The organism is Candidatus Dormiibacterota bacterium (assembly GCA_035635555.1).
GTDB lineage: Bacteria > Acidobacteriota > Polarisedimenticolia > Gp22-AA2 > Gp22-AA2 > Gp22-AA3.
Genome location: DASQAT010000028.1, coordinates 109229 through 135901 on the forward strand (window position 1 = coordinate 109229; position 26673 = coordinate 135901).

Annotated in this window: 22 protein-coding genes and 1 tRNA gene; 18 read left to right on the forward strand and 5 right to left on the reverse strand. The window is 68.7% G+C overall.

Translation table 11 applies throughout. The features are described from left to right. Positions 1-34: 34 nt before the first annotated feature. Together VEW47_07335 and VEW47_07340 are read left to right on the forward strand one after the other, a co-directional pair. On the forward strand, positions 35-826 hold the full coding sequence (locus VEW47_07335; protein HYS04991.1) for a class I SAM-dependent methyltransferase: 792 nt from the start codon (positions 35-37) through the stop codon (positions 824-826). Between the two features lie 49 nt (positions 827-875). Beyond that, complete coding sequence (locus tag VEW47_07340) at positions 876-3053, forward strand: S9 family peptidase (protein ID HYS04992.1); 2178 nt, start codon at positions 876-878, stop codon at positions 3051-3053. Between the two features lie 26 nt (positions 3054-3079). Here VEW47_07340 and VEW47_07345 read toward each other — a convergent pair. Next, positions 3080-3166: transfer RNA gene (locus tag VEW47_07345), tRNA-Leu, on the reverse strand. A gap of 177 nt (positions 3167-3343) precedes the next feature. On the opposite strand from VEW47_07345, the gene VEW47_07350 reads away from it, so the two are divergent. Together VEW47_07350 and VEW47_07355 are read left to right on the forward strand one after the other, a co-directional pair. Further along, entirely contained in the window at positions 3344-3943 is a 600-nt protein-coding gene (locus VEW47_07350) for a hypothetical protein (protein HYS04993.1), read from the forward strand. A gap of 233 nt (positions 3944-4176) precedes the next feature. Continuing rightward, complete coding sequence (locus tag VEW47_07355) at positions 4177-8088, forward strand: cohesin domain-containing protein (GenBank protein HYS04994.1); 3912 nt, start codon at positions 4177-4179, stop codon at positions 8086-8088. Between the two features lie 97 nt (positions 8089-8185). On the opposite strand, the gene VEW47_07360 is transcribed toward VEW47_07355, so the two are convergent. After that, positions 8186-9190 carry a hypothetical protein gene (locus tag VEW47_07360; protein ID HYS04995.1) on the reverse strand — a complete coding sequence of 335 codons (1005 nt, stop codon included), beginning with the start codon at positions 9188-9190 and terminating at the stop codon, positions 8186-8188. A gap of 177 nt (positions 9191-9367) precedes the next feature. Here VEW47_07360 and VEW47_07365 point away from each other — a divergent pair, with 177 nt between their 5' ends. Then, positions 9368-11059: a M20/M25/M40 family metallo-hydrolase gene (locus tag VEW47_07365; GenBank protein HYS04996.1), complete on the forward strand. Its 1692-nt coding sequence runs from the start codon at positions 9368-9370 to the stop codon at positions 11057-11059. Here VEW47_07365 and VEW47_07370 read toward each other — a convergent pair. Then, positions 11056-12825: a tetratricopeptide repeat protein gene (locus tag VEW47_07370; GenBank protein ID HYS04997.1), complete on the reverse strand. Its 1770-nt coding sequence runs from the start codon at positions 12823-12825 to the stop codon at positions 11056-11058. The genes VEW47_07365 and VEW47_07370 overlap by 4 nt on opposite strands. 14 nt (positions 12826-12839) lie before the next feature. Beyond that, positions 12840-13604 (reverse strand): hypothetical protein, encoded by a 765-nt coding sequence (locus VEW47_07375; GenBank protein HYS04998.1) that lies wholly within the window; start codon positions 13602-13604, stop codon positions 12840-12842. Positions 13605-13800: 196 nt separating this feature from the next. Here VEW47_07375 and VEW47_07380 point away from each other — a divergent pair, with 196 nt between their 5' ends. Genes VEW47_07380 through VEW47_07405 form a run of 6 tightly spaced genes read left to right on the forward strand, consistent with a single transcriptional unit; the run spans position 13801 to position 20212 of the window. Beyond that, positions 13801-15897 carry an acetate--CoA ligase family protein gene (locus tag VEW47_07380; GenBank protein ID HYS04999.1) on the forward strand — a complete coding sequence of 699 codons (2097 nt, stop codon included), beginning with the start codon at positions 13801-13803 and terminating at the stop codon, positions 15895-15897. Positions 15898-15940: 43 nt separating this feature from the next. Next, complete coding sequence (gene hslV / locus VEW47_07385; protein ID HYS05000.1) at positions 15941-16471, forward strand: ATP-dependent protease subunit HslV; 531 nt, start codon at positions 15941-15943, stop codon at positions 16469-16471. After that, positions 16471-17871 (forward strand): ATP-dependent protease ATPase subunit HslU, encoded by a 1401-nt coding sequence (gene hslU, locus VEW47_07390; protein HYS05001.1) that lies wholly within the window; start codon positions 16471-16473, stop codon positions 17869-17871. The genes hslV and hslU overlap by 1 nt, the downstream gene beginning before the upstream one ends. A gap of 58 nt (positions 17872-17929) precedes the next feature. Beyond that, entirely contained in the window at positions 17930-19030 is a 1101-nt protein-coding gene (locus tag VEW47_07395; GenBank protein ID HYS05002.1) for a hypothetical protein, read from the forward strand. A gap of 2 nt (positions 19031-19032) precedes the next feature. Next, a complete protein-coding gene (gene dapF, locus VEW47_07400) occupies positions 19033-19881 on the forward strand; it encodes a diaminopimelate epimerase (GenBank protein ID HYS05003.1) in 849 nt (282 codons plus the stop codon). Positions 19882-19900: 19 nt separating this feature from the next. After that, the gene (locus tag VEW47_07405; GenBank protein ID HYS05004.1) at positions 19901-20212 is read left to right on the forward strand and encodes a PGPGW domain-containing protein; all 312 of its coding nucleotides are present in this window, start codon (positions 19901-19903) and stop codon (positions 20210-20212) included. On the opposite strand, the gene nth is transcribed toward VEW47_07405, so the two are convergent. Further along, the gene (nth, locus tag VEW47_07410; GenBank protein ID HYS05005.1) at positions 20209-20943 is read right to left on the reverse strand and encodes an endonuclease III; all 735 of its coding nucleotides are present in this window, start codon (positions 20941-20943) and stop codon (positions 20209-20211) included. The two genes, VEW47_07405 and nth, sit on opposite strands and share 4 nt — an antisense overlap. A 285-nt stretch (positions 20944-21228) precedes the next feature. On the opposite strand from nth, the gene VEW47_07415 reads away from it, so the two are divergent. The 7 genes from VEW47_07415 to mpl all read left to right on the forward strand — a co-directional run bounded on the left by VEW47_07415 (position 21229) and on the right by mpl (position 26673). Beyond that, positions 21229-21582 (forward strand): sigma-70 family RNA polymerase sigma factor, encoded by a 354-nt coding sequence (locus VEW47_07415; protein ID HYS05006.1) that lies wholly within the window; start codon positions 21229-21231, stop codon positions 21580-21582. 285 nt (positions 21583-21867) lie between these two features. After that, the gene (locus VEW47_07420) at positions 21868-22716 is read left to right on the forward strand and encodes a tetratricopeptide repeat protein (protein ID HYS05007.1); all 849 of its coding nucleotides are present in this window, start codon (positions 21868-21870) and stop codon (positions 22714-22716) included. Positions 22717-22783: 67 nt separating this feature from the next. Then, positions 22784-23548 carry a TonB family protein gene (locus tag VEW47_07425; protein HYS05008.1) on the forward strand — a complete coding sequence of 255 codons (765 nt, stop codon included), beginning with the start codon at positions 22784-22786 and terminating at the stop codon, positions 23546-23548. 93 nt (positions 23549-23641) lie between these two features. After that, the gene (locus VEW47_07430) at positions 23642-24289 is read left to right on the forward strand and encodes a MotA/TolQ/ExbB proton channel family protein (protein ID HYS05009.1); all 648 of its coding nucleotides are present in this window, start codon (positions 23642-23644) and stop codon (positions 24287-24289) included. Between the two features lies 1 nt (position 24290). Next, complete coding sequence (locus VEW47_07435; protein ID HYS05010.1) at positions 24291-24731, forward strand: biopolymer transporter ExbD; 441 nt, start codon at positions 24291-24293, stop codon at positions 24729-24731. A 12-nt stretch (positions 24732-24743) separates the two neighbouring features. Continuing rightward, on the forward strand, positions 24744-25184 hold the full coding sequence (locus tag VEW47_07440; GenBank protein ID HYS05011.1) for a biopolymer transporter ExbD: 441 nt from the start codon (positions 24744-24746) through the stop codon (positions 25182-25184). Positions 25185-25272: 88 nt separating this feature from the next. Beyond that, positions 25273-26673 (forward strand): UDP-N-acetylmuramate:L-alanyl-gamma-D-glutamyl-meso-diaminopimelate ligase, encoded by a 1401-nt coding sequence (gene mpl / locus VEW47_07445; GenBank protein HYS05012.1) that lies wholly within the window; start codon positions 25273-25275, stop codon positions 26671-26673.

Below are 26673 nucleotides of genomic sequence, written 5' to 3' on the forward strand. Positions count from 1 at the left end.
GTGCGGGATCGACGCCGACATGAATGGCAAGCGCGTGACTGAACCGGAGGGCCCGGACCCGTACGCCCTCATGGCCCGCTTCTATGACGCCGATTACGTGGCCGCCGGCCGAGTCGAGGACATCGAGTTCTACTCATCACTGGCAGGGGAAGTAGGCGGACAGGTCCTGGAAATGGGCTGCGGCAGCGGACGGAACCTCCTGGCGACTGCCCGCGCCGGGGTCGCCATCCACGGCATCGATTCCTCGCCCGCCATGCTGCGGGCGCTGCGGGACAAGCTTTCCGCCGAGCCCGACGAGGTCAGGCGCAGGATCGGCCTGACCCAGGGGGACATTCGCAGCGCGTGCCTCGCCAACCGCTACCGCCTCGTGACCGCCCCCTTCCGCGTCGCGCAACACCTGCTCGATCCGGACGACAGACGGGCCTGGCTGCGCAACGTGACCCGTCACCTCGAACCCGGCGGGCTCCTCTGTTTCGATGTCCTGCGGCCCGACCCCGATCTGCTGACTCGCCCTCACGAAGAGAGCCGTGCCATCGAACGAGCCCTGACGGGCACGGATCAGGTGGTCGTCAGGAGCGTCGACACGCGCCCCCTGGATACGTCCGGAAATCTGCAGGTGACCTACACCTGGAGGACTATGAGGATAGGCGGCGAGGTGCTGGACGAGCGGCGAACCAGCCTCATGTTCCACCTGTACACGCGATTCGAGCTGGAGGTCCTCCTCGGGAAGGAGGGGTTCGTGGTTCGCGAGCACTGGGGCTCCTTCCGGCGCGAGCCATTCGGCGCCGATTCGACCGATCACGTCATCCTCTGCGAACGGCGGTGAGTCCGATATAATCGCCCCACCCTGCCGTCATTCTGAAGGAGACGCATCGATGAGACGCCCCGTCGTTCTTATTGTCGCGCTGGCCTCATGCCTTCTCACCCTGCCGGCGCTCGCCGACGCCCCGGCCACGAGCGCATCACCACGCCGCCTCGCTCTCGAGGACCTGGCGCGCCTGGTGCGCCCGAGCGATCCGCAGGTGTCGCCCGACGGAAAATCGATCCTCATCGTGGTGTCGCGCCCCAACTACGACGACAACCGGCACGAGGCCGAGCTGGTCCTCGTCGACGTGGCGACCAAGGCGCAGCGGATCCTCACGCGCGAACGCGAGGAGCTCGCCCATCCGCGCTGGTCTCCGGACGGGGCGCGGATCGCCTTCCTGGCCAAGGGCACGCCGAAGAAGCCGGCGAAGAAGGACGATGCCGGAACGCCGGCTGCCGCGGAACAGAAAGATGAAGAGGGTCGCCGGCAGATCTTCGTGCTGCCGATGAACGGCGGCGACGCGCTGCAGATCACGGACGCCTGGGGCGGCGTGCAGCAGTTCGCCTGGAGGCCCGACGGCGGCGCTCTCGCCTTCGTGACCGAAGACGTTCCCGCGAAGCTCGAGGAGATGAAGAAGGGGGAGGACGCCTTCGAGGTCGGGGACAACGATTTCCTGGCGCAGGAGGCGCCGAACCGGTCGCACATCTGGCTGGTGCCGTCCGAGGGCGGAGGGGCGAAGCGGCTCACGTCCGGAACCTGGTCCCTGCCCGTGAGCCAGCCGCCCGGTCCTCCCTCGTCCCCCCTGTCCTGGTCGCCCGACGGCAAGAGCATCGCCTTCACGCGCCAGGAGAGGCCGCACTTCGGCGACTCCGATCAGTCGTCCATCCAGATCCTCGACGTCGCCACGGGAGCCGTGCGCCCGCTGACCGGTCGCCGGACCCTGGAAGGGTATCCGAGCTTCAGCCCCGACGGCCGGCAGGTCGCCCTGTGGTATCCGCGCGACGGAAACCCGAACAACGTCAACGAGGTCGCCGTCGTCCCGGCGGCGGGAGGGGAGCCGAGGGTCGTGACCCGCGCGCTCGACCGCTGTCTGTACCGATCGATCTGGATGCCGGACGGCCGCGCGCTCCTGGTGGGCGGCAACGACGGCACGCGCGTCTCGCTGTGGCTCCAGCCGGTCGACGGGAAGGCGCGCCGGCTCGACCTCGGCAGGGCGAACCCCTCCTGGTCGTTCTGGATCGACGCGGCCGTGGCGCCGGGCGGCGCCATCGCTTTCACCGGCAGCGAGTCGCAGCACCCGACCGAGCTGTACTACATGGCCTCGGCCGACTCACCTGCGCAGCGGCTGACCTCGTTCAACGATCCGGTGGCGGCTCTCGACCTCGGACGCGTCGAGAGCATCGCGTGGCAGGGGCCCGACCGCTGGTCGGAGGACGGCGTGCTGATCTACCCGCCGGACTTCGACGCGCGCAGGACGTATCCGATGGTGCTCCTGATCCACGGCGGACCGCAGGCGGCCTCGACCGAGAGCTTCTCGACCTTCGGCCAGCTGATGGCCGCGCGCGGCTACATCGTCTTCCAGCCGAACTACCGCGGCAGCGACAATCTCGGCAACGCCTACCAGCGCGCCATCGTCAACGACGCCGGCGCCGGCCCGGGCAGGGACGTCATGGCCGGTCTCAAGGTCGTGAAGGACCGCGGCTCGGTCGACGCCTCGCGCATCGGAGTCTCGGGCTGGTCGTACGGCGGCTTCATGACCTCGTGGCTCATCGGCCACTACGACGAATGGAAGACGGCCGTGGCCGGCGCCCCGGTCACCGACTGGGTTGACCAGTACAATCTGTCGGATTTCAACGTGCAGGCGCGCTGGTCGTTCGAAGGATCGCCCTGGACGGGCGGGCGCGAGAAGTCGTACCGCGAGCAGTCGCCGATCACCTACGCCGGCCGCATCAAGACCCCCACGCTCATCCTCTCGGACACCGGCGACGCGCGCGTCCCCGTGACCCAGTCGTACCGCCTGTACCACGCCCTCAAGGACAACGGCGTCGACACACGCTTCGTCGCCTGGCCCGTCGCGGGGCATTTCCCCTCGGACCCCGTGCGTATGCGCTCGGTCTACCGCGAATGGATCGGCTGGCTCGACGCCCACCTCAATCCGACTCCCGAGGGGACGCCGGCGAGCGACAAGAAGCCGCAGAAGCTGCCCGACGAAGTGAAAGCGGCGCCGGCGGGGGCGTCGGAGCACTGAAGCCGAATCGGCGCCAGGCGGTCGGTTGGTGCCGGAGGTCGGACTCGAACCGACATGGGCTTGCGCCCGCGGGATTTTGAGTCCCGTGCGTCTACCAGTTTCGCCACTCCGGCATCGTGGCAACCCGAAAGGTCGCGGAGACGGAGAATGCCACGGATGCCGGACGAGTGTCCAGAGCACGCTTCCTCGGACGGCCCACCCGTCCCCGGATCGGCGCAGTTGCCATGAAACCCGTTCTGGCAGCGGGTTTCCTGTTGCATCCTGGTCCGCCTCGTCGTACATGAATAGGCATGCGTAGAATGACCGCGTGGGCCTGTCTGGGGCTCGCCGGGGCCGCGGCGCTGTTCCTGCCGGGAGTCGGGGCGGAGCGCCCGCGGGCGACGACCGGGGCGGCGGCCACCGCCGGGCCGGTGCCGGTGGCCGTCTCCAATTTCCCCGCCATCCAGCCGGTGGCCGGGACCGTCTCCGTCGGCAATCTGTCCACCGATGCCGGCGGGCGCCTCCTCGTAACCCTGCAAGGCAGCGGGACGCTGCCGATGACCCTGCGCTCGACCACGGCCGCCTACCAGGGGGACCTGGGAGGCCGGACCGGCGCGACCCGGAAATGCCGGGCGGAGTTCCCGGACAGCCATTTCCCGAGCACGGGGGAGATCAAGAACGCCTACGGCACCCGTGGAGTGCTCTGGCTGTCCAGCGAGAGCGACAGGTCCTGGGTGGACGACCTCGACCTGGCCAGAAACTGCTCGGACAGCACGGCGGGGAAGGACTGGCAGATGACCGTCCACCCCGACGGCACCCGGATCGACGGAACCCTGTTGCGCGAGAAGGGCACGGGGCTGTTCAGTCCCGGACCGTGCAGCGATTTCCATCCCATCCTGTGCGCCGAATGAATTTTTCCGCTCGACGGGGTCTTGCGCTCTCGAACTCTTCCTGTTAGCCTCCCGCAATCTGATTTCCTGTTTCCTGGCTGAACTCTCGTGATGGCTTCGTCGGACTCGTATGGTCGCCGCGTCCGCAGTTGGGCGAGCGCGGCCACCTCCGAGCCCTGACGCACCGGGCGGGGGAAAGGCCGGGACCCATTCACCCGTGTCTGAGGAGAGAACGCTCTCTCCGAGGAGGCCCCATGAGGTGTCGGTCCCTAATCTTCCCGCTTCTCACCCTGTTGCTCCTGCCGCTCGGGGCCGGACTGGCGCGCGCCCACGACGGCCAGGTCAGTCTGGCGCTGGGGGACCTGGAGGTCACCCAGTCGGTCCAGACCCGCCCACAGGTGCCGGCGGACCCGGGCATCGGTCTGTCGGCCCACAAGCCGACCGCCATCCGGGCCTACATCCAGGCGCAGCGCTACATCCACTTCAGCATCCTGGGATTCAGCTTTCATTTCCCGACCTTCTTTCCTCCCGTCAGCGTGAACGGCACGCTCACGGTGAGGCAGGGAGCGACGGTCATCGCGACGCTGGCGCCCATCAACGGACCGATCTCCGTGGCCCCCTGGACGAGCCCGAACCCGGAGAACGCCAACAGCAGTCTCACCTTCACCTGGGCCTTCCCTCCGAGCGGCAACGTGTCGTTCGAGCTGGCCCTGTCGTCCTCCACACCGAACATCAACGTGTTGAGCCCGCCGTCGACGAGCCGCGACTTCATCCATAACCAGCGTCTACGCGTGGAGGGGGTGCGGCTGCAGTTCGACAGCGACGCGACACGCATCGCCGACGCGGGGATGGCGGCGAACGGGATGGCCTGGTTCCTGAAGGCGGGGCCGCTGGCCCCCTGCAAGCTGCAGTACTGGCTGAACCCGACCGTGAAGCAGTGGCCGACCGATCTCTCGACGACGGTCGACGGCACGCTGCTCGATTCGCTGGCGCTGATGCGCACGGTCGGCGGGACGACCTACGACAACGTCTACGGCTGGTGGCCCGGACCGGTCAACGGCAACGGGCTGTCCCAGCTTCCGTCCTGCGCGGCCCCGCACGATGTCGCCGCCTACGGCAACACCGAGGCGAGCCGCTTCCAGCGCACCTTCAACCACGAGCTGTACCACAACTATTGCCAGGTGCATCAGTCGATGGCGACCGGTCAGATCGGAATCACCGGCTTCGACACCGACCTCGCGGTGCCCGTCTCCTCCAGCCAGTTCGACGTCATGGTGCCCGGCCTGTTCACGAGCCAGGCGTGGCAGAGTCCGTCGCGCTACTCGCACTTCTGGAACCTGTGGCAGGCCACGACGCCCGAGTCGCTCTTCGACTCCTGTCACTTCAACTGGTGGCAGGTCATCCCGATCGACGTGTTCATGCCGTACGGTCTGCTGAACCCTCCCGAGGAGGAGCTGCCGACGATCGACATCGGGTTCATCAACGGCATCATCAACCCCGAGGGGACGGGCGTCCTCTGGCCGACCTGGCGCCTGAAGCGGGCCGTGCCGATCGAGCGCGGCGGGAAGGGCCGGTTCGCGATCGAGCTCATCGGAGTCAATGGCCAGGTCCTGGAGGCCCGGCAGTTCGACGCCAACTTCCAGGGGGACGGAGAGGAGCCGACTCCGTACGCGTTCAGCTTCCGGATGCCGACTCCGCTCAACGCGGACGGGAATTCGGAGGTCATGGAAGTCCGGCTGCTCGACGGCGACGCGATCCTGGACAGGCAGGCGGTCAGCCTGCTCCTGCCGGCGGTGCAGATCCTCGCTCCCGATCCCCGGCAGATGCCGAAGCTCGACCGGCCGTTCCTGCTGTCCTGGAACGCCACCGACCAGGACAGCCCGGAGATCTACTCCTCCGTGCAATACAGCCCGGACGGCGGGCAGCACTTCATCTCGCTGACCGGCAACATGGAGGACCGGAGCGCCCTGACGCTCGATCCGGCGAATCTCCCCGGCAGCAACAACGGGATCATCCGGGTCACGGTCAGCGACGGCTACAACACCGCCGAGGCGACGGCCGGTCCCTTCGTCGTGGCGCGCAAGAAGCCCGTTGTGGTGATCGCGGAGCCGGTTCCTCCTTCGAAGGACCAGCCGGCCGTGGCCGGCGAGGGGAAGCCGGTGACCTTGATGGGGTATGGCAGCAGCCCGGACGACGGCGTCCTGCCGGGCGATCAGCTGCAGTGGTCGTCGGATCTCCAGGGACCGCTCGGGACGGGGTACAACCTGGACGTTCAGCTCAAGGCCGGGCGGCACGTGATCACCCTCACGGGGATCGACCGCTTCGGCGTCGCGGGCGTGGCGCAGATCCCGATCGATGTCTCGCCGCTGACGAGAGACACGGACTTCGACGGCACGCCCGATTACGCCGATCGCTGCCCGACCATCCCCGGACCGCCCGAGAACGACGGCTGCCCGTATCCGTTCGAGCAGCAGCCCCTGCAGGTGAAGGTCTCCATCCTGGATTCGCAGGGCACGCCGACCCAGACGTTCGACAGCTTCTTCGATGTGTTCTTCGAAGTCGAGCTCAAGAACCCGCGGCCGGTGGACCTTGCCTGCAAGGGGACGCACGTCACGCTGACCGATCCGGCGGGCGCCCTCCACATCATCGACAAGTCGACTCCGCTTCTCATGAAGCCGGGGGAGACACAGACCCTGCGCTTCAGCTTCTTCGACATCTTCCAGGGCACGGCCCCGCCCACCGGAGGATACGGGGTCGTCTTCGAGCCAAACCTGAGCCCGCTGGCGCCTCTCGGCCGCGCGGGCGGCGGGTTCGTGGTGGATCCGAACATCCGCACGATCTGCAACGAGTCGACGGCGGGCGAGCCGGGCACCCGGGTCGCCGTGCCGATCACTCTCGACAACGGTGACAGCGTGGCCGGATTCCAGGTGGATGTCTCCTACAACGCCGCGCTGCTCAGCGTGGCGGCCGTGGAGCTGGGCGCCGACACAACCGCGGCGGGGGGGTGGACGGTGAACAGCGCTCCCGTCGGACCGGGCGTCGTGCGTATCCTCGGGTCGAGCAATCCGCCCGTGGGCTTGGGCCCCGGACCGCGCGAAGTCGCCCTGATCGATTTCGACATCGTCGCGTCGGCCCCGAACGGCCCGGTACCGCTCGCCGAGAAGAACTGCGTCCTCAGCGATCCGGCGGGACGCTCGATCCCCTGCCAGCCGTGCCGGCAGCCCGGTTCGATCATCGTGCGCAACGCCAGCAGCTTCTCGTTCCAGCCGATCCCCTCGCCGGTCGGAGTCGATCCGTTTGACCCGCTGCCGTTCCTGGTGAAGGTGGCGGCGCTTAATTCCCTGGGGACACTCGCGTCCGGCTACAACGCCGTCGACCCGATGGCGGTCGGGCCGATCTGCTCCGGGAAACTCGTCCCCGCCACGATGAACTTCGCCGGCGGTCTGGGCTCGCAGGTCTACAACCTGCGCTGCTGCCTCGATCCGTTCCTTCCCGGGACCGCCTTCCCCCTGAATCTCACGGTGTCCGATCCGCCGATCCTGATCTCGGGGACGAGCGATCCGTTCCAGGGGGTGGCGAAGGGAGACGTGGACGCCAGCGGAGGAGTGAACGTCCTCGACGTGCAGCGCGACGTCCGCCAGGCGTTGCTCATCCCGGTGGCGACTCCGCCGCCGACCACGTTCCAGTTCTGGGCCGGCAACATGCTGGACCAGGACTGCGGGGTCGACGGGACGATCAACGTTCTCGACGTGGTGCGGGTCAGGAACAAGGCGCTGGGTCGCCCGCCCCTCTGTCCGTGCATCGGGACGGCCGCGGGGGCCGCGCTGCGCGTCGCCTCCCCTCCGATCGGCGTGAGTCTCGTCAAGGAGAGTCAGCGCAGCTATCTGCTGACCGTCAAGGGGGCCGTCGATCTGAGCGGCCTGCAGATCGATCTGCGCAACGCCTCCCCGAACACGACGATCACGGCGGCCGGCCTGGCAGCGCAGGGCTGGCAGATCACGAGCGACACCGGTCACGGGGCGCGCCTGAGAGTGATCCTCTTCAGCGCCTCGGGAGCCGGCGTGAACGGTGACGGCGCCATCCTGCGCATCACCGGCGCGGGCAGCCCGAGCCTCGAGGCGATCGTCCTCTCCGACTCGGCCGGCCGTAACATCACGCTGCGCTAGTCGACCGCCTCGACGGAGGGCGCAGGGCGGCCCTCCAGCAACGACTCGGGGGTCCCGGGAAACCGGGACCCCCTTTTTATTTCTTCGATCGGGTGCTTCAGGGCTTGTTCGCGACGAGATAGAAGAAGATACCGCCGGCCACCGGAACGGCGGGCTCGGTGAGGGTCGTCCCGGTGTCCCCGCCGTCGGGGACCAGGCTCGTCGTGGTCGTGCCGGTGAAGGACGGCTCCTCGCCGCGGTGCACGAGGTAGCGACCGCTCCCTCCCTGCCAGGTCAGCAGGGAGACCCCGGGGCCGCCGGAGAGCATGAGGACGATCGGCCCGGTGACCGCCACCGTTCCGGTCTGGCCGGCGGCGCAGTCGGGCTCGCAGAAGTAGGGGAGGAGGCTTCCCTCCGGCTCGAGGAACTGCCGGGCGAACTGTTGATCCGGCTGCAGCTCTCCCCGCCAGAGACCGTCCGCCGTGCACGTGCGCGTCGAGGGGTCGCGCGTGCCGCTGGTGGTCGTATGGAAGAGACTCGAGCCGACGTTGTCCCACAGCACCCAGTCCCCCTGCTCCACGACGATGGCGGAGGGATGGAAGACGAGGTCATCCTGCGCCAGGGAGATGAAAAATCGCGGCGCCGCCAGGGTGACACCGGGCTGGAGGCAGATCGTACACGGCAGGGACAGCGCGTTCACGTCCCCCAGCACGCAGCCTGACAGAGGGAGGGGCATGTTGCTCAGCGAGGCCGCGGCGACGACGTCGAAATCGACGATGGCCATCCTCTTGAAGCCCGGGGTGAGCGCGCGGGGGGGATTGGTGTAGAGGAGCACCGTCATGATGCCGGGGCCCCGCAGGGCGCTGTCCACGAGCCAGACGCCGGCCGCCGCGGTGTCCGCGCCGAGATGGACGGCCGCCGGCGCCAGGTTCGCCGGGTCGAAATGGATGTCGACCTGCATCCCGGCCACGCCGTCGCCGTCGAACAGAGTGATCGGGATCCCCACCCGCGTCCCGGGGGGCGCGGTCAGGAATCCGGCGCAGAGTTCGTGCGGAGCCGCGATCGCGGGAGATGCCGCAAGGAGGGCCGCAACCATCAGGACGGGCACGAGGGGACGGCGCATCGGAGAGTCACCTTCCGCCAACCGTCGTCGGGCAACGAATCGAATTGCGGGAGTATAACGCACCTCGTGCCCCAGGTCACCACCGGCCGCGCGAACTTGACCGGGTCTTTCCGTGCGCATAACATCCGCCCCCTCCCGGGGATCTCAGGATCGGACCGGGAGAGCGGGGGATGGACGATGAGGCTGCGCGCACGCGGGCTGGCGATCTTCTTGATCACGATCGGCGCATCAATCGCCGCGGTCGCTGACGAGCCGGTCGATCTCAAGACGGTGCACAGGATCAAGGACGAGGCGTTCCGCGACTCGAAGGTGATGGACCACCTCTTCTTCCTGACCGACGTGAACGGTCCGAGGCTGACCGGGTCGCCGGGGTGGCGCTCGGCGGCCGAGTGGGCGATGACGAGCCTGAAGGGCTGGGGCGTCGCCGGGCCGCATCTCGAGACGTGGGGGCGCTTCGGGCGCGGCTGGACGCTGCAGCGCTTCTCGGCGAGCCTGCTGCAGCCGGTGTACGCGCCTCTGCACGGCGTCCCGAAGGCCTGGACGTCGGGCACTCAGGGGCCTGTGAGCGGGGACGTCGTGTTCGCGCCGCTGTTCGAAGAGAAGCAGACCGGTGAAATCTGGGACCTGGAGACACTCGCTGCCGGGATCCGCGACTACGCCTCGAAGCAGAAGGGGAAGCTGCGTGGCAAGATCGTCCTGATCGAGCCGCCCCCGAACCCCGCGCTGCCGACCAAACCGCTGGTCGAGCGTTACGACGACCCCAAGCTCGAGCTCCTGGCCCAGGGCCCGGAGCCCGAGCCGTTGCCCCCCCTGGAGTGGCCGCTGCAGCGCCTGCCCGCCGACCGCGAGGAGCGCGAGAAGGTGACCGGCTCGCTCCCCCAGGAGGTGACCTCCGACTTCTACGTGAGACGCCGGAGGGTGCTGGATCGCCTGAGCGGCTTCCTGCGTGACGAAGGGGTGACGGCGGTCCTCGCGGGGGACAAGCGGGGGAACGGCGGCATCGTGTTCGCCGAGGGGGTGCGGTCGGGGGATCCGGACGCCCCGGTGTCTCCCCCCTGCGTCGTCCTGGCGCCCGAGTCGTACGACCGGCTGGTCCGGCTGACGGGCCGCGGCGTCCCGGTGAAGGTCTCGCTCGACATCGAGGCGAAATTCATCGACGACACGCTCGACGCGTCGAACCTCATCGCCGAGATCCCGGGGGGGCGCAGGAAGGACGAGATCGTGATGCTGGGAGCCCACCTCGACTCGTGGCACGGAGGCACGGGGGCCACGGACAACGCCGCCGGGTGCGCCGTCGTCCTGGAGGCGATGCGCATCTTGAAGACGCTCGATCTCAAGATGGACCGCACGGTGCGCCTGGTCCTCTGGAGCGGCGAGGAGCAGGGCCTCCTGGGGTCGCGCGCCTACGTCAAGGAGCACTTCGCCGATCCGGTCACGATGGCGCCGAAGCCCGAGCACGCGCGGCTGTCGGCCTACTTCAATCTCGACAACGGCTCGGGGAGGATTCGCGGCGTCTACCTGCAGGGAAACGACATGGCGCGGCCGATCTTCCAGTCCTGGCTCGCTCCATTCAAGGACCTGGGGGCGACGACCCTGGCCCTGGCGGACACGGGGGGCACCGACCACAAGTCGTTCGACGCCGTCGGTCTCCCAGGCTTCCAGTTCATCCAGGACCCGCTCGATTACATGACGCGCACGCACCACTCGGATCTCGACGTGTACGACCGCGCCGTGCCGGCCGACCTGATGCAGGCGTCCGCCATCATGGCCTCGTTCGTCTATCACGCCGCGACGCGCCCCGACCTGCTGCCGCGCAAACCGTTGCCGCCGGCGCTGCCGAAACAACAGAAGCCGCCCGCCGCGCCCTAGGGTCCCGCAGGCGGCGTCGCCTCGAGCGCCTTCATCTTCCTGGATACGGCGTCGCGATCGGAGGGGGAGGTCGTGCCGCGCACCAGGAACTCGCGGTACGCGCCGAGGGCGCCTTGCCGGTCGCCGAGATTTTCCAGGGTCACGCCGAGGCGGGCGGCGGCGTGCGAGTAGGTCGGGTCGGCGTCCAGCGCCTCGCGGTACACGCCGACCGCTTCGTTCGTCCGGTTCGTGGCGCGCAGGACCTCCCCCAGGTTGGTGAGAGCGCGGGGATTTTTGGGCTCGATCGCGAGGGCGGCGCGCAGATCCGCTTCGGCGCCCGCCAGATCCCCCGTGTCGATGCGGGCGATCGCCAGGTTGATGCGCGCCCGCACGAAGCCGGGGTTGGCTTCAACCGCGGTCCCCAAATCTTCGATAGCCGGCGCGTACTCGCCGGCGTCGAGGTGCAGCTTGCCGCGGTTGAACAGCGCCTCGGCGTTCCGCGGCTCGAGCGCGATGGCGCGTCCGAACAGATCGGTCGCCCTGCCGGTCTCTCCCTTCTCCGCGGCCACCACGCCCAGGTTGATCAGGGGGCGCGCCTTGCGCGGCGCCAGCCGCGCCGCCTCGCTCCACAGCCGGGTCGGGTCGGCCCAGACGCGCGCGCGCAGCACCATTGCCGGGGCGAGCAGCAGGACCAGGACGCCCGCGGCCAGCCAGCCGCGCCGCCGGCCGCCGGCCAGGAGCGCCGACACAGACAGCGCCGCGCCGGCGAGGGGCAGATACATCCGCCTCTCGCACACGAGGTCGGGGAGGGGAACGAGCCAGTAGAGCACGGTGGCGACGGCGGCGAGCAGGATGCCGCAGGCGACCCGCGCGGCAACCGCCCGGTCCGCGAAGCGGCGCCCGGCCATCGCGGCGACCCAGCCCGCCCCGGCCACGAGCGCCAGGCACGCCGCGACCGCGAGCGCTCCGGGGACGGCGCCGGGGACGCCGGTCGGGTGATCGACCGTCTGGCCGATCGGCAGGAAGAAGAGACGGAGCATCTCGAGCGTCGCGACCCCCTGGCCGAGGATGTTGTCGCCGACGCTCCGCACGTACACCTGCCGGCCGACCTCCCCGAGCGCGACACCGCGGATCGCCAGGAAGAGGATCACCGGGACGGCGAGCGCCAGGGCGCGCGCCGCTCCCGGCCTCCACGGTCGTCCCTCGGCGACGGTCCACCACAGGAAGAAGAGGATCGGGATTGCGATGGCCTCCTCCTTCGAGGCCAGGCCGAGAGCCACGCAGGCGAGCGCCCCGGCCCACAGAGCGAAGAAGCGGGTGGGTCGACCGGCGGCCCGCAGCGCCAGGAGGATCGCGGCCAGGCCGAAGAGGGTCGCCAGCACCTCCGAGCGGCCCCAGATGTAGAGCACCGATTCCGACTGCAGCGGGTGCAGGAGGAACACCGCGGTACCGGCGAGCGCCGTGACCGCGTCCCCCGGAGGCCGCGCCAGAAGGAGCCAGAGCAGGACACCGCAGGCGAGGTGCAGGAGGAACCCGGTCACGCGGAAGCCGGCGGGGCGCATGCCCCACAGGTCGGCGTCCAGCAGCAGCGAGGCGAAGAACAATGGCCGTGCCTGGTCGGGCGAGTAGCGGAACGCCACCGCGTCCGCCAGGCGCGCGCCGGGGTGGACGACCCGGTTCTCCTCGATGCCGGCGTGCTCGTCGTAGGTGAACGGGGCGTTCACGGCCGGCAGGCAGCACAGGAACGTGACGAGCAGCAGGAGGAGGAGGGCCAGGCGGGGCGGCATCGGCCGGAGGCGGCTCAACGCGGCAGCGGCAGGATCTGGGGCACCTTCTTGATGTAGTCGGCGTATCCCGGTCCGTGCATCTCGAGCATGCGCCGGTCTTCGTGATCGACGCCGAGGAACGTGTAGAAGGTCATCACGGTCGCGAACAGGAGGTGGCCGACCGTCATCATCGGCGCCGCCCAGAAGGCGATCAGGAACGCCAGCTCCACGGGATGGCGCACCCAGAGGAACGGGCCGCTGGGACGGAACGGCGTCAGCGGCCGGGGGACCCCGTCGAGATAGCGGAGGATCGGCCGCAGCCCGACGATCTCCAGAACGTCCAGGTGGAAGCAGCAGTACACGAAGAGCGCCCAGCCGGCGTAGAACAGCAGGCGCACCAGGAGTGCCGCTCCCCCTTCGAGCAGGTACACCTCGCGCGGAATCGGCCGGTACAGCAGACAGACGCCGATCAGCCCGCCGCTCGCGACGAGGGAATAGAACGCGGGCTCCAGATGCGGCCGCAAAACTTTTTGGAGATGGACCTTGAAGCGCGGGCGGGTCATGACCGAGTGTAGCGCCCCCCAGACCAGGATCAGGAGGACATTGAACGTCGCGCGCGCGTCGCCGCGGCCGTCGGTGGCGCGCTCGATCTCCCGGTGCACGAAGCTCACCACGGGCTCGGGCCGGTCCACGAGCGCCAGGAGGAACCAGATCAGCACGCCGATCGAGACGCCGAACAGGGCGGCCGAGGCGTAGCCGATCGACAGGTCGATGTTCCGCTCGCGGAACGAGGGGGCCATGCGGGTCTCCGAAGCCGGCACATCCTATGGAGCGGCGCCGCCGGGTGTCAAGGAGCGTGGTCGTGGCGGACCGGGCGCGCGGCTTGAGTCGCGGGGCGTCCTGGAGTACAACAGGCGCCTCAGCGCGCACGTTGCCGCGGCGCAGCGTGATGTCGCCCGAGGCCGCGCCGCATTATAGGCGAGGGGAGAGGACGACGTGGACTCGACGCTGTCGGCGATCCTGAGACCGCGGTCGATCGCGGTCGTCGGCGCTTCGCGCCACGAGACCTCGATCGGACGCGAGATCCTGCACAACCTGATCGAATACGGGTTCTCGGGACCCCTCTATCCCGTGAACCCGAACGCCGCGTCGATTCACTCCATCCGATGCTACCCGAGCCTGCGCGATATTCCCGAGCCGGTCGACCTGGTGGTTGTGGTCGTGCCGAAGGGGCTCGTTCCGCGGGTCGTCGACGACGCCATCGCCAGCGGTGCGAAGGGGCTCGTGGTGATCACCGCCGGCTTCAAGGAGGTCGGCGGGGCGGGGGAGACCGCCGAGCGCGCCCTCCGGGACAAGGTGCGCGCGGCCGGCATCCGGATGGTGGGGCCGAACTGCATGGGTGTGATCAACACCGACCCCGACGTGCGGATGAACGCCACGTTCGCGGCCACCCGCCCCGAGCCGGGGTCGGCCGGCTTCATTTCGCAGAGCGGCGCTCTCGGCGAGGTCATCCTGGCGCACGCCCACCAGATCGGCCTGGGGATCGCCTATTTCGTCAGCATGGGGAACAAGGCCGACATCTCCGGGAACGACATCGTCGAGGCCTGGGAGGACGACCCGCGCGTCAACGTCATCCTCATGTACCTGGAGTCGTTCGGCAACCCGACGCGCTTCCTGTCGATCGCCAGGCGCGTGTCGCGCAAGAAGCCGATCCTGGCGGTCAAGTCGGGGCGCACCGCGGCGGGGGCGCGCGCCGCCTTCTCGCACACCGGGGCCCTGGCCGCGACGGGCGTGGCGTACGACACGCTCCTGGACCAGGCCGGCGTGATCCGGGTCGAGTCGATGAGCGACATGTTCGCGCTCGCCACCGCGTTCTCGCTCGAGCGTCTTCCCGAGGGGAATCGCATCGGCATCCTCACCAACGCGGGGGGGCCGGCGATCATGGCCACCGACGCGCTGGCCACCCTGGGGCTCGAGGTCGTCGAGCTGTCCGCCCCGACGCAGGAGCGGCTCCGGCGCGTCCTGGTGCCGGAGGCAAGCGTGCGGAACCCGGTCGACATGGTGGCCGGCGCCGACGGGCAGAGCTATGCGGCGGCGCTGGCGATCCTGAAGGACGACCCGGGACTGGACGGTCTGGTCGTCATCTTCGTCTCGCCCATCATGATCAACGCCGTCGAGGTGGCCCGCGCGATCATCCATGCGGCGCGGGACGCGCGCCTGCCGATCCTGACCTGCTTCATGGGGAAGGAGCAGGGGAAGCAGGGCGTCGAGGAGCTGCGCGACGCCGGCATCCCGGTCTACATGTTTCCCGAGGAGGCGGCGCGCGCCATGGCGGGCCTCGATCGCTACAGGCGCATGCGCGCGCGGCCGGAAGGGTCGCGGCGGACCTTCGACGTCGACCACGCCGGGGCCGAGGCCGTCCTGCGCGGCGCGGCGACGGCCGGCCGCCGGGTCCTGCTGCCCGAGGAGACGGAGCGTCTGTTCCGGGCCTACGGGCTTCCGCTGGCTCCGTCGAGGATCGTCACCGACGAGACGCAGGCGGTGGCCGCGGCCGCCGAGCTCGGGTATCCGGTCGTCGTGAAGGGGGTCGCGGACAATCTGGTGCATAAGACCGAGGCGGGCGCGGTGCGGCTCGACCTGCGCTCGGCGGCCGAGGTCGAGAAGGCCTGCCGGGAGATGCGCCAGTCGCTGCGCTCGGCCGACCTCCGGTACCAGGTCCAGAAGATGGTGCGCGGCGGCCGCGAGACGATCCTGGGCGTGGCGCGCGATCCGAAGCTGGGCGCCATCCTGATGTTCGGCCTGGGCGGCATCTTCGTCGAGGTGCTGAAGGACGTGGTGTTCCGCATCCTGCCGATCACCGACGTCGAGGCCGGCGAGATGGTCCGCGGGATCCGCGGCCACGCGCTGCTCGCCGGGGCGCGCGGCGCATCGCCGGTCGACGAGGCGTTCCTCGTCGAGGCCCTCCTGCGTCTGGCCCAGATGGCGGACGAGCGCCCCGAGATCGAGCAGGTGGACATCAATCCGCTGCTCGCCGGAGAGGACCGCGCCTCGTCGTGCGCCGTCGACGCGCGCGTGCGACTCGTCGCGCGTTGACCCCCGGGGTGCCTTCCACCATAATGCCGGACGGGAGATCTTCGTGACGATCCACGCGACGACCGTGCTGTGCGTGCGCCACCGGGGCAAGGTGGCGATGGGCGCGGACGGGCAGGTGACGCTCGACCGCACGGTGATGAAGCACACGGCGCGCAAGATCCGGCGCCTGTACAAGGACAGCGTTCTCGCGGGCTTCGCCGGGGGGGCCGCCGACGGCTTCGCGCTGTTCACCCGTTTCGAGGCGAAGCTCGAGGAGTACCACGGCAACCTCGAGCGCGCCGCCGTCGAGCTGGCGCGCGACTGGCGCACCGACCGGGCGCTGCGGCGGCTGGAGGCGCTCCTGCTCGTCGCCTCCGACAGGAAATCGTTCCTCCTCTCCGGCACGGGCGATCTCATCGAGCCGGACGACGGGCTGGTGGCGGTCGGTTCGGGCGGACCGTGCGCGCTCGCCGCGGCGCGGGCCCTGGCGCGCAGGACCGAGCTGGGCCCCCGCGAGATCGTCGAGCAGGCCCTGGCGATCGCCGCGGAAATCGACATCTACACCAACGACCGGATCGTCGTGGAGGAGCTGTGATGGCCGAGCGGCTGCCGCGCGGCGCGGCGGACGGGAAGCCGCGTCTGATGGATCCGCCCGCCGACCTGACGCCGCGGCAGGTCGTCCAGGAGCTGGACCGCTACATCGTCGGGCAGGAGAAGGCGAAGCGGGCGGTCGCCATCGCCCTGCGCAACCGCGTGCGCCGCCTGAAGCTGCCGCCGGACATGGCCGAGGAGGTGGCGCCGAAGAACATCATCATGATCGGTCCGACCGGCGTCGGCAAGACGGAGATCGCGCGCCGCCTGGCGCGGCTGGCCAACTCTCCCTTCATCAAGGTGGAGGCCTCCAAGTACACCGAGGTCGGCTACGTCGGGCGCGACGTCGAGTCGATGGTGCGGGATCTCGTGGACATCTCCCTGGAGATGGTGAAGCAGGAGCGCTCGCGGGACGTCGCCCAGACCGCCCGCGGACACGTCGAGGAGAGGCTGCTCGACATCCTGCTCCCCTCGCCGGGAACGAGACACGCGCCGGGGAGCGAGGGGGAGCCGGAGGACCAGTTCCAGCGCACGCGCGAGAAGCTGCGCCAGCAGCTGCGCGAGGGGGCGCTGGAGGAGCACGCGATCGAGATCGAGGTGTCCCAGGACTCCTTCCCGGCGTTCCGGATCTTCGGAGGCAGCGGGCAGGAGGAGATGGACATCAACCTCAGGGAATCGCTCGGCGGGCTGTTCGGGGCGCGCAAGAAGCCCCGCCGCGTCAGCGTGCGCGAGGCGCGGGAGATCCTGCAGCACGAGGAGGAGGAGAAGCTCATCGATGCCGATGCCGCCAAGCGCGAGGCGCTTCTACGCGTCGAGCAGTCGGGCATCGTCTTCATCGACGAGATCGACAAGATCGCCGGGCGGGAGCGCGGCCAGGGCCCCGACGTCAGCCGCGAGGGGGTGCAGCGCGACCTTCTGCCGCTGGTGGAGGGGACGCGCGTCTCGACCAAGCACGGCATGGTGCGGACCGACCATGTCCTGTTCATCGCCTCGGGCGCGTTCCACGTCAGCAAGCCGTCCGATCTGATCCCGGAGCTGCAGGGACGCTTCCCGATCCGCGTCGAGCTGCAGTCGCTCGGGGCGGCGGAGTTCGTGCGGATCCTGACCGAGCCGAAAAACGCGCTCATCCGCCAGTATCGCGCCCTCCTTCTGACCGAGGGGATCGACCTCGTGTTCACCGACGATGCCATCGGCGCCGTGGCCGAGCTGGCCGCCCAGGTGAACCAGCAGTCCGAGAACATCGGCGCGCGTCGGCTGCACACGATCATGGAAAGGCTTCTCGACACGCTCTCGTTCGACGCCCCCGAGATGACAGAAAGAAAGGTCACGATCGATGCCGCCTACGTCCGCCGGATGCTCGCCGACATCGTGAAGGACCAGGACCTGAGCCGGTACATCCTGTAACGTGTCCTCCGACACCCGCTCGGCATCTCCCTCGTCCCGGTCTTGGGCCTGGGTCTGCGTGGTCCTCGCCGCCGTGGCGGGACTGCACGCCGAGGGCTGCGGCAAGAAGGGGCCGCCGCTGGCGCCGATACGCATCCTGCCCCGGCCGGTGCAGAAAGTCCACGTGCGTCAGGTGGGCGCGGATGTGCTCCTCGACGCCACCGTGTCTCTCAGCCGCACCGACGACACGCCCCTCGGGCCGGAGGCCAGGGTGCAGATCATGAGGATGCGGCCGTCGCCGACGCTGAAGCCGTCGAACGTGTCGGTCCGCTACCTCATGATGGAGTTCCAGAGGTTGGCCACGGTCGTCGCGTCGATTGCCGTCTCGGGTCACTTCGTGTACCACGACCGCTCGGTGCTCGGAGACACGGCGGCCGCCGGGGCAGGCGCGCCCGCGGCGGCGATGCCGCGTTACCTCTACGCGGTGCAGCTGGTGGACGGGCACAGGCAGAGCTCGCCGCTCTCCGCGGTGCAGGAGATCCTGCTGGCGCCCCCTCCGCCGGCGCCCCTGCGCTTGAAGGTCGAGACCGCCGAGGGGGAGGTGCGTCTGGCCTGGGAATCGGGCGCCCCCGACGCCAAGGGAGAGCTGTTCAACGTCTACAGGCGTCCCGGCGCGCAGGAGGAGGAGCCGCTCGTACCGCTGAACACGGCGCCGCTTTCCGAGCGGACCTACGTGGACACGCGGTTCACGTACGGCGAGACCTACCGCTACTCGGTGCGGGCGCTACGCCAGCCGCCGCCACCGCTGCGGGAGAGCGTCCCCTGCGACGAAGTGGAGGTGCTCCCGCTCGACGTCTTCGCGCCCAAGGCGCCGACCGGGCTGGCGGCGGCGGTCGAAGGGCAGGCGATCAAGCTGTACTGGTTCCCGAACAGCGAGGCGGACCTGCACGGCTACCGGGTCTATCGCCGCGAGGCGAAGGGGGAGTACCGGCCGATCGGCGAGGTCGGAGCGGCGGAAACGTCGTTCGCAGACACGACCGCGGCGCGGGGCGTGCGGTATTATTATGAAGTGACCGCGCTGGACGGAGCGACACCCCCCAACGAGAGCGCGCGTTCGGCGGAGGTGTCGGAGAGCATGAGCGGCGACTCGGTCTCCGCTCCGGGCGGCCTGGGGAGGTGACGGTGACCCCCGCACAGACCGAATTCTTCAAGATGTCCGCGGCCGGCAACGATTTCATCCTGTTCGACAATCGTCTGAGCGCGCTGAAGCGCGACACCCTTCCCGATCTGGTCCGACGTCTGTGCACGCGCGCCCTGTCGGTCGGCGCGGACGGCGTCATCCTGCTCGAGCCGTCGTCGGTGGCGCACCTGCGCGTCTCCTTCTTCAACCCGGACGGGAAGGCGACCTTCTGCGGCAACGGGGCCCGCTGCGCCGCCCGTCTGGCGTACCTGCAGGGAATCGCGCCGGGGCGGATGACGGTCGAGACTTCGGTGATGGTGCACCGCGCCGAGGTGCGGGGGTCGTCGGTCACGTTCGAGATGAGCGATCCGCGGGGGTTCGACGACGGGGTCGAGGTCGAGGTGGACGGCCGCCCGGTGCGCGGCGTCCTCGTCGACACGGGCGTTCCCCACCTCGTCGTGTTCAGGGAGACTCCTGAATCGGACTCGATCGTCGGCCTCGCCCGGACCCTGCGCTCGCACCCGCGATTCGCTCCCGCCGGCGTGAACGTGAATTTCGTCGGAGCGGCGGGGGGCGGGGCGCTCGCCATCCGCACCTACGAGAGAGGTGTCGAAGGGGAGACCCTGGCGTGCGGCACCGGCTGCGTCGCCGCGGCCGTCGCCGCGGCCGCCTCGGGGAGGATCGCCGCGTCCCCCGTGTCGCTGCGCACCCGCTCGGGGGCCCTGATTCGCGTGCACTTCGAGGGACCGCCTCAGAAGGCCCGGGGCGTCCGCCTCGAAGGGGAGGCGCGGCTGGTGTACGTCGGGCAGCTCACCGAAGAGGCGCTCCAGGGTTTCCAACCCGCCGTCTGATCGTCCCGGGACCCCGCGCATGGATTACCAGAGAGGCAAGAGGCAGGCTTGGCGCATCATCCGGCTGGGGGTCGGCTGGCTCCTGACGCTCATCGGGATGGCGCTCCTGGTCCTTCCCGGTCCCGGCATCCTGTTCCTCATCCCCGGTCTGACGCTTTTGAGCGCGGAGAGTCTCTGGGTCAGGAGGTTCCTGCGCCGGTTGCGCGACAGACGCCTCGTTCGTCGGGCCATCCGCGAGGCGGAGAGGGCCGGCATCAAGATTGACTTCGGTCCCGACGACGACGGCCCGGGAGAGACCCCCCCGCCGGGCCCCACCCGGTCCCCCTCCTAGGACAGCCGCCGGCTCCCGCCGGTCCGGACGGGGACGGTTCGCGGCCTCCGCGCCCCGCTGCTCTTTTTGGCCAGCAGCTTCGCTTCCAGGTGATTCGACGGGCAGTGCGGGCTCAACGGGCAGGTCCCGCAACGCGGCAGGCGGGCCTGGCAGACGTATCGCCCGTGCAGGATCGTGGCGATCGAGAAGAAGATCCATTCCTCGCGCGGGATGACGGCCACAAGGTCCCTTTCGATCTTCACCGGGTCGGTCTGCTTCGTCAGACCGAGTCGCCCCGCCACGCGGGCCATGTGCGTATCCACGACGATGCCCGAGGGGATCCCGTAGCCGGCGCCGAGAACGACGTTCGCCGTCTTCCGTCCGACGCCGGGCAGGCGGACCATCTCCTCCATCGTGCGCGGCACTTCGCCGCCGTGCCGCTCGAGCAGCGCCCGGCAGCACGACACGATGGATCGGGCCTTGGCGCGGAAGAAGCCGGTCGAGCGGATGACCTTCTCGAGATCCGGAAGCGCGGCGCGCGCCAGCGCCCGGGCGTCGGGCCAGGCGCGGAACAGCGCCGGGGTGACCTGGTTGACGCGCTCGTCGGTGCACTGCGCCGACAGGATCGTCGCGATCAGGAGCTGCAGGGGAGAGGTATTGCGGAGCTCGACGCGCGCTTCCGGGCGGGCGCCATGCAGCGCCTCCAGGACAGCGGCGGCGCGCGCGCGGCGGGTCGTCTCGGCCCGGGTCATCAGACCGGATGCTACTGGAGGCAGGACTGACCTGTCAAAAAGTCATGGTGTCGCCCAGGTGCGTCAAAAAGGCGGGCGCCGCGGGGGAGGGGCGGCCCGGGCGGGCAGGCGCGGGAACTTCGGAACCATGGCGCCGAAGCGACCGCCGGCTTGAAATCACGCCCGATCTGGAGTCAGGCCGGGTCCGACTGCGGCATCTGGCCCGCATCCCGGGACAGGCGGGGGCGCGACTCGACGTTGGCAGGGATGTTGCTAATCCGATCGCGTCAGGGAAAGGAGGCAGCCATGTGGCGTCAATTACTTCCGCACGCAACGAGCTACGATGACTTCATCTCCCCGAACGAGGATACCCGTCTCGAGGCCTTCATATCCGATCCGGACTCCTTCCGCCAGGAGCGCGACATCATGCGAGCCGAGGTCGACCGGATCCTGAACCGGGCCCTCCGGCAGCTCCCGGCACGCGAGCGCTACATACTGGAGAGACGGTTCGGGATGCGCGACGGCAGTGAGCTGACGCTCGAGGCTGTATCGCGAATCCTGAAGCTCAGCAAGGAGCGGGTCCGACAGCTCGAGCGCGAGGCCCTGCTCAAGCTGCGTCTGTCCCTGGAAGGAATGCGCAGCCAGCTCACGGGTGCCTGAAGTCACACTTTCGGAACGGAGTGCGTGGTGAAGCCGCCGCCCTGTCTTCCCCCCCCGGGCGGCGGTTTTTTTCTGGACCATGATGGGCCGCCTGGGCGCTGCGGAGAGTATGCAGAGGCAATTTGCGTGGAGCCCGCGCCGGCACTTGCGTCGCTTGGCAAATCGGGTAGGATCGCGCTATCATCCGGCCCGGGCCGGTCGGTGGACACGGCCCGTCCGCATGACAAGACGAATGGGCCGGGTGGCTGCGGGCCGTATGCGCCGCACTCACGAGGGAAACGATTGATGAGATGGAATCGCCTGGGGTCGGGGGCCGCTCTCGCCCTCCTGATCCTCGCCGGGACGGGCTGCGAGGGGACTCTCGATCGTCTGAAGGCGAACTACGCGGCGAGAGAGGGGAACGACTTCTACAAGGGGCAGGACTTCGATAAGGCTGTCCAGTGGTACCGCTACTCCCTCTACCTCAATCCCGAGCTGCCGATCGCGTATCACAACGCCGGGCTGGCCTACATGGCCCTGTACAAGCCCGGGTCGCACCATCCTAAAGATTTGTACTACTCGCAGCAGGCGATCGATCACCTCGAGCGCTTCCTGGGCTTCGAGCCGAACGACGAGGACGCCAAGAACCAGCTCCTCACCGTGTTCCTGCAGGCGGAGCGGTACGACGATGCCGCCAAGTTCTTCGAGGCCGAGATCAAGGCACGCGGCAGCGATCCGGAGGTGGCCTCCCGCCTGGCCCAGGTCCTCGGGATGATCTACGCCAAGAAGGGGGACTTCGATCTGTCGCTCGAGTGGTACAAGAAGCGCGCCGAGATCGAGAAGGACAATCCCGAGGCGCTCTATACGATCGGGGTCCTGTGCTGGGACAAGGTGTACCACGCCGGGATCACCATGGATCTGGACAAGCGCAAGGAGCTCGTGAACATGGGCATGGACTACCTCCAGCGCGCCGCGGACATCCGCCAGGATTACTTCGAGGCGACGTCCTACATCAACCTCATGTTCCGCGAGAAGGCGAAGCTGGCCCAGCTGGGCGGCAACATGGAGGACTTCGCCAAGTACAACCAGGAAGCGGACAAGTTCATGAGGCTGTCGCTGGAGCAGCGCAAGAAGTCGATGGCGAAGAAAGGCTAGGGAGCGCGGCGCCCCGGGCGCCGCCAGGAGCCGCCAGGGGCGAGGCCCCGGCGGTCGAGGTGGGCCGTTGTTCGAATCGATGGTGTTCTCCACCAAAAAGAAGACCCGCACCCGGCGGTGGCTGACGGTCCCTGTCGCCCTGCTGGCGCACGCGATCGTGTTCGGCGGGCTGATCCTGGCGGGCTTCATGTCGGTCGAGTCGGTTCCGCCGCCCCCGATCACCATCTCGTTCGTCGCGGCCCCTCCGCCACCGCCCCCGCCGCCTCCGCCGCCGGCGAGGCACAAGAAGACGACCGAGACGAAGCCCAAGGAGATCCCGAAGCCGGTCGAGATCGTCCAGCCGAAGATCGTGCCGGAGGAGAAGCCGGTCCCGGTCACGGCCCCCGAGGACACGAATGAGGACGACGGTGTTGACGGAGGGGTGGAGGGGGGCGTCGAAGGGGGTGTCGTCGGTGGTGTCGTGGGGGGCGTCGTCGGGGGTGTCCTCGGCGGGATGCTGGGCGGCGTGGAAGGCGGCATGCTGGACCAGCCGCTGTACGCCGGGATCGGAGGCGTGACCAATCCGGAGCTGATCACCTCCACGAAGAAGCAGCCGGTCTATCCCGAGATCGCCCGCAAGGCGAAGATTTCGGGGCAGGTGATCCTTCAGGCCGTGGTCAAGAAGGACGGGTCGGTGGGGGACATCCAGGTGCTGCGCTCCCCCGGCTCGAAGTTCGGCTTCGACGAGGCCGCCATCGCGGCCGTGAAGCAGTGGCACTACAAACCGGGTCTGCAGAACGGCAAGCCGGTCGACGTCTACTTCACGATCGTGGTCGACTTCGTCCTGCAATGATTCGGACACGATACGGTGCATGGCTGAGCAGGTAAGGCACAAGGAGGGTACAGGACAATGCAGGCAACAGGCATTTGGGATATCTGGCTACAGATGGGGTACCTGGCGAAAGGTGTCGCCATCATGCTCATCCTGATGTCGATCTATTCGCTGGGACTGTTCATCGAGCGGTTCCTGTTTTTCCGGGCCGCCAAGAAGCAGTCGATCGAGTATCTCCCCGTGGCGACCAAGGCGCTGCGCGAGGGGAATTACAAGCTCGCCGTCGAGGCCGCCAAGCGGTACAACAAGAGTCACCTGGCCAAGGTCCTGGCGGCCGGGCTGCAGCAGTTCATGTTCGAGAAATCGGAGATGCCGGCGCACGACGCCGTCGAATCGGTGCGGCTCGCAGTCGAGCGCGCCGCGGCCCTCACCACGGCCGAGATGAAGAAAGGCCTGGGGGGTCTCGCGACGATCGGTGCGACCGCACCGTTCGTCGGGCTGTTCGGGACGGTCGTCGGAATCATCAACGCGTTCACCGGCATGGCGAAGACCGGCTCGGGCGGCATCGGCGCCGTGTCGGCCGGTATCGCCGAGGCGCTCATCACGACCGCGGTCGGCCTGGGCGTGGCCATCCCGGCGGTGTGGATGTTCAACTACTTCCAGAGCCAGGTCGAGTTCTTCGGCATCGAGATGGCGAACTCGTCGTCGGAGCTGGTGGATTTCTTCCTGAAGCGACAGTCTTCGTCGCAGGACGCCAAGTAACATGGCGATGAGCGCCGGAGGCAACCGGGGTCTCAACTCCGACATCAACGTCACCCCGTTTGTCGACATCTGCCTGGTGCTCCTGATCATCTTCATGGTGGTCACGCCGATGCTGCAGGAGGGGATCACGATCAACCTGCCGTACGCCAAGAAGGCCACCAAGCACGAGGACGACGATGCCCACGCGATCGTGGTGGCGGTGAAGACCGAGCAGAACGGCAACCAGGTGGTGTTCGTCCAGAAGAAGCCGGTGCCGCGCGACCAGTACCTCGCCGAGATGACCGAGATCCACGACCGCATGTCGGACAAGAACGTGCTGATCAAGGCGGACCGCAGCATGAAGTACGGCGACGTCCGCAAGATGATGATCGAGACCAACCAGGCCGGGTTCGACAGTGTGGCCCTCGTGACCGAGAAGGTCCCCGGGCAGTCGGAGGAGTGAGAGGAAACTGACATGGCGATGCAACTCGGTTCCAGCGGCGTCAAGTCGGACATCAACGTCACGCCCTTCGTCGATATCGTCCTGGTGCTGCTGATCATCTTCATGGTGGTCACGCCAATGCTCAGCCGCGCCCTGGACGTCGCCGTGCCCCCCAAGACGGAATCGAACGTCCCGCCCGACCCGACCGAACAGCTGATCATCAGCGTCAAGGGGCCCGACAGCCCGCCCAAGGTCTATCTGAACCGCGAGGAGATCTCGGGCGGACTGGACGGCGTCAAGGATCGCGTCGCCGAGCTGATGAAAGGGCGGCGCGAGAAGATCGTCTTCTTCCAGGCGGACAACGATCTCGTCTACCAGGACGTGGTCAACGTCATGGACAAGATCCGCGAGGGCGGCGCCGATATCGGCTTGATCACCGACGAAAACCTGGACGTGACGCAGGGCGCCCAGTAACACCTCGCCGTCGTCTCCACACCCGCCGCCGGGTGGCGAAACCAGAGGGGCGCCCGCCGCGATGACCGTTCCTCCTCCAGGCCCTCCCGTGAAGCGCGTTCATCTCATCGGCATCTGCGGCACGGGGATGGGATCGCTCGCCGGCCTCCTGGCCGACGCCGGCTACGACGTGCGCGGATCGGACGAGGCGGTCTATCCCCCCATGAGCACGATGCTGCGCGACAAGGGGATCCGCGTCCTCGAGGGGTACCGGGCGGACCACCTCGACGACCGGCCCGACCTGGTCGTGATCGGCAATATAGCCACGAAGTCGAACCCCGAGGCGGTCGCGGCGATCGAGCGCGGCCTTTCCTACGCCAGCATGCCGCAGGCGATCGGAAGACTGTTCCTGGAAGGGCGGCATTCGATCGTGGTGGCGGGGACGCACGGCAAGACGACCACCGCCGGGATCATGGCGTGGACGCTGACCTCGGCCGGTCGCGATCCTTCGTTCCTCGTCGGAGGGGTACTGAAGAACTTCGACCGCTCCTACGGTCTCGGGCGGGGGGAGGAGTTCGTCATCGAGGGGGACGAGTACGAGACGTCGTTCTTCGACAAGGGCCCGAAGTTCCTGCACTACCGGCCCCAGAGCGTGATCCTGACATCCGTCGAATACGACCACGCCGAGATGTACCCCGACCTCCAGTCGGTGAAGGAAGCGTTCAGGAAGCTCGTGGCGCTCGTCCCCCGCGACGGCCTGCTGGTCTACTGCGCCGACGACCCCAACGCGCGCGAGGCGGCCCGCGGAGCGCGCTCTCCGCTCGTCCCGTACGGCTGCGGACGGGGCGAGGGCTTCCGGGGCCACGTCCGCGAGGCCGGCTCCGAGGGGATGGAGTTCGAGGTCACGCAGGACGGTGCTCTGTTCGGCGTGTACCGCTCGCCGCTCACCGGGCTGCACAACCTGCGCAACATGCTCGGGGTGATCGCCGTCGCGCACCACCGCGGTCTGCCGGCGCAGGCCATCGGGGAGGGTCTCGCGACCTTTGCGGGAATGAAAAGGCGGCAGGACGTCCGCGGCGTCGCCGCGGGCGTGACGGTCATCGACGACTTCGCGCACCACCCGACGGCCGTGCGCGCGACGCTGCAGGCCACGCGGGATCGGTATCCCGGACGGCGCATCTGGGCCGTCTTCGAGCCGCGCACCAACACCACGCGAAGAAGTGTCTTCCAGGAGGAGTACGCGAAGAGCTTCGACGACGCGGAGCGCATCGTCGTCGCCGCCGTCGACCACCCGGAGAGGGCGCCGGAGGGGCAGAGGTTCTCGGTCGAGCGGCTGATCGCGGATCTGCGCGCGCGCGGCAAGGACGCCGTGTCCATCCCGGGCGTCCCGGACATCGTCGACTTCGTGGCGAAGGAATCCCGCCGCGACGACGTGATCCTGGTGATGTCCAACGGGGCCTTCGGCGGGCTGCACGATCGGCTGCTCGCCGCCCTCGCAGCGCGCCGCTGA

Excerpts from the sequence above, each read along its gene's own strand:
- VEW47_07340 (HYS04992.1), top strand. The coding sequence starts at position 876 with ATGAGACGCCCCGTCGTTCTTATTGTCGCGCTGGCCTCATGCCTTCTC.
- VEW47_07350 (HYS04993.1), top strand. The coding sequence starts at position 3,344 with ATGCGTAGAATGACCGCGTGGGCCTGTCTGGGGCTCGCCGGGGCCGCG.
- VEW47_07355 (HYS04994.1), top strand. The coding sequence starts at position 4,177 with ATGAGGTGTCGGTCCCTAATCTTCCCGCTTCTCACCCTGTTGCTCCTG.
- VEW47_07360 (HYS04995.1), bottom strand. The coding sequence starts at position 9,190 with ATGCGCCGTCCCCTCGTGCCCGTCCTGATGGTTGCGGCCCTCCTTGCG.
- VEW47_07365 (HYS04996.1), top strand. The coding sequence starts at position 9,368 with ATGAGGCTGCGCGCACGCGGGCTGGCGATCTTCTTGATCACGATCGGC.
- VEW47_07370 (HYS04997.1), bottom strand. The coding sequence starts at position 12,825 with ATGCCGCCCCGCCTGGCCCTCCTCCTCCTGCTGCTCGTCACGTTCCTG.
- VEW47_07375 (HYS04998.1), bottom strand. The coding sequence starts at position 13,604 with ATGGCCCCCTCGTTCCGCGAGCGGAACATCGACCTGTCGATCGGCTAC.
- hslU (HYS05001.1), top strand. The coding sequence starts at position 16,471 with ATGGCCGAGCGGCTGCCGCGCGGCGCGGCGGACGGGAAGCCGCGTCTG.
- VEW47_07405 (HYS05004.1), top strand. The coding sequence starts at position 19,901 with ATGGATTACCAGAGAGGCAAGAGGCAGGCTTGGCGCATCATCCGGCTG.
- nth (HYS05005.1), bottom strand. The coding sequence starts at position 20,943 with ATGACCCGGGCCGAGACGACCCGCCGCGCGCGCGCCGCCGCTGTCCTG.
- VEW47_07415 (HYS05006.1), top strand. The coding sequence starts at position 21,229 with ATGTGGCGTCAATTACTTCCGCACGCAACGAGCTACGATGACTTCATC.
- VEW47_07420 (HYS05007.1), top strand. The coding sequence starts at position 21,868 with ATGAGATGGAATCGCCTGGGGTCGGGGGCCGCTCTCGCCCTCCTGATC.
- VEW47_07430 (HYS05009.1), top strand. The coding sequence starts at position 23,642 with ATGGGGTACCTGGCGAAAGGTGTCGCCATCATGCTCATCCTGATGTCG.
- VEW47_07435 (HYS05010.1), top strand. The coding sequence starts at position 24,291 with ATGGCGATGAGCGCCGGAGGCAACCGGGGTCTCAACTCCGACATCAAC.
- VEW47_07440 (HYS05011.1), top strand. The coding sequence starts at position 24,744 with ATGGCGATGCAACTCGGTTCCAGCGGCGTCAAGTCGGACATCAACGTC.